Annotated in this window: 3 protein-coding genes; all 3 read left to right on the top strand. The window is 71.9% G+C overall.

Going from position 1 to position 2149, the window contains the following annotated elements:
* A partial coding sequence (locus tag ACWEBX_RS39460; RefSeq protein ID WP_451889524.1) for a sensor histidine kinase occupies positions 1-912 on the top strand: 912 nt, incomplete at its 5' end.
* A 108-nt stretch (positions 913-1020) separates the two neighbouring features.
* Complete coding sequence (locus ACWEBX_RS39455; RefSeq protein ID WP_451889523.1) at positions 1021-1845, top strand: crotonase/enoyl-CoA hydratase family protein; 825 nt, start codon at positions 1021-1023, stop codon at positions 1843-1845.
* A gap of 224 nt (positions 1846-2069) precedes the next feature.
* Positions 2070-2149, top strand: an 80-nt coding sequence (locus ACWEBX_RS39450) for a helix-turn-helix domain-containing protein (protein WP_451889525.1), incomplete at its 3' end; no start/stop codon positions are given.

Below are 2149 nucleotides of genomic sequence, written 5' to 3'. Positions count from 1 at the left end.
CTGCGCTCCACTCTCGGCGTGCCCGGCATCGCCTTGTCCCAGGAGGGGACCACGGTCGGCATGGCGGGCACCATGGACGACGGCCACACCACCCACATCGCCCTGAGCGCGGGGGCCGATCACGTGGGCGACCTTGTCGTGTGCCTCCCGCCGGGACACCTGCGGCTGCCCCGGGCCGCGACGGCGGTGCTCGAACTGGTGGCGGTCCCTCTCGCCCAGGCCCTGCACGCCGCGCGGCTGAGCGAGCAACTGCGCGTCTCCCGCGGCCGGGTGGTGACCGCGCTCGAAGAAGAACGCCGCCGGATGCGCCGGGATCTGCACGACGGTCTCGGCCCGGCGCTGACCGGCATCGCCTACACCACCGACGCGGCCGTCAACCTCATCGCCGCCGACCCGGAGCGTGCCGTGGAGACGTTGCGCGGGCTGCGCGCCGACATCGGCGACGCGATCACCGAGATCCGCCGGATCGTCTACGGCCTGCGGCCTCGGGCCCTCGACGAACTCGGCCTCGTCGACGCCGTACGCCAGCGCATCGCCCCGCTGTGCGCCGCGGACGACCGGGCTCTGACGGTCACGGTCGACGCTCCCCCACGGCTGCCGCCGCTCCCGGCGGCCGTCGAAGTGGCCGCGTACCGGGTGGCGGTGGAGGCCATGACCAACATCGCCCGGCACTCCGACGGCACCACCGCCCGCCTCACCGTGCGGCTCGCGGACCCCGCGCTGTTGCGTGTGACCGTCACCGACAGCGGCCGGTGCGCCGTGCCGTGGACACCCGGTGTGGGCATCCAGTCCATGCACGAACGCGTCGAGGAGATCGGGGGCACCCTCACCATCGACACCACCCCCGAGGGCGCCACCGTCACCGCCGATCTGCCCCTCGTCATCCCCGCAGCCGAGACGCCCTGGAGCTGAGCGGCGAAGTCCCTGTGCCGACGTACGCCACACCGCCGAGAGCAGGGTTGTCGCAGACTGCCCTGCGCATGTCGCGTTCTCCCGCCCCGCGCTTCCTACGGTGAAGCCATGGCACCCACACAGCCGGCAGCGGCCGGCGAGAACAGCCCCACCGCGAAAGTTCTGGTCGAGCGGGAGGGTCCCGTGCTGCGCGTCGCGCTCAATCGGCCGGAGAAGGCCAACGCCCTGGACGCGGACATGGTCGCGCAGTTGTCGTCGGCTCTGACCCTGCTGTCGGACGATCCCGGGCTGCGCGTCGCGGTCGTCCACGGCCACGGCAGACACTTCACCGGTGGACTCGACCTCGCGTCCTTGGCCCCACGGCTGGCGACAGGTGACGACAGCATCCTTCCCGAAGAAGGGCGGGACCCCTGGGGTCTGTACCGGGCTCCCGCCGGCAAGCCTGTCGTCACGGCGGTTCACGGACGCTGCTTCACCGCGGGTCTTGAACTCGTTCTCAACAGCGAGATATGCGTCGCCGCCGCGGACACCGTCTTCGGGCAGCAGGAGGTGAGCCGGGGCATCGTCGCGCTCGGCGGCGCGACGATCCGTCTGCCCGAGCGGGTCGGCTGGGGCAACGCCATGCGCTACCTCCTCACCGGTGACGAGTTCGACGCACAGGAGGCGTGGCGCATCGGACTGGTGCAGGAGGTCGTCCCCGCCGGTGAGCATCTGAACCGGGCTCTGGAACTGGCGCACCGGATCGCGGCCCAGGCCCCGCTCGCGGTGCAGGCCACCCTGGCCGACGCGCGCACCGTTCTGGCCGGGCCCATCGCGAAGTCGGCGGCCGCCCTGCGCGGGGACGTGGGCCCGCGGCTCTTCTCCACGGGCGACGCCGCGGAAGGCGTCGCCTCCTTGATCGAACGCAGGGCACCCGTTTTCCGAGGTGCCTGACCGGCCGCGGAGCACCCGGCCGCCGACGGCTCCCGCCCACGAACAGAGGAAGCGCATGCACGCACTCATCGGTGACCGGCCGCGGCACTACCGAAGGCTGGCCCTGACACCCGGGATCGTCCAGGACCGGGAGGCAGGCTGGCCAGGGCGACCTTCGGCGGGTAGCCAGGTGGGCGTGCAGGCTGTAGACGACTGTTCCACCCCTGCGGATTAGAGTGATCGCTGTGCAGCTCCGGTACTCGTTCCGCGTGTATCCGAGTGTTGGTCAGCGCATGGCGTTGGCGAGGGCGTTCGGGTGTGCGCG

The sequence above is a fragment of the Streptomyces sp. NPDC005070 genome (assembly GCF_053600395.1).
The sequence above is the reverse complement of the archived record's forward strand: the minus strand, read 5'-3'. Positions and strand labels throughout refer to the sequence as shown.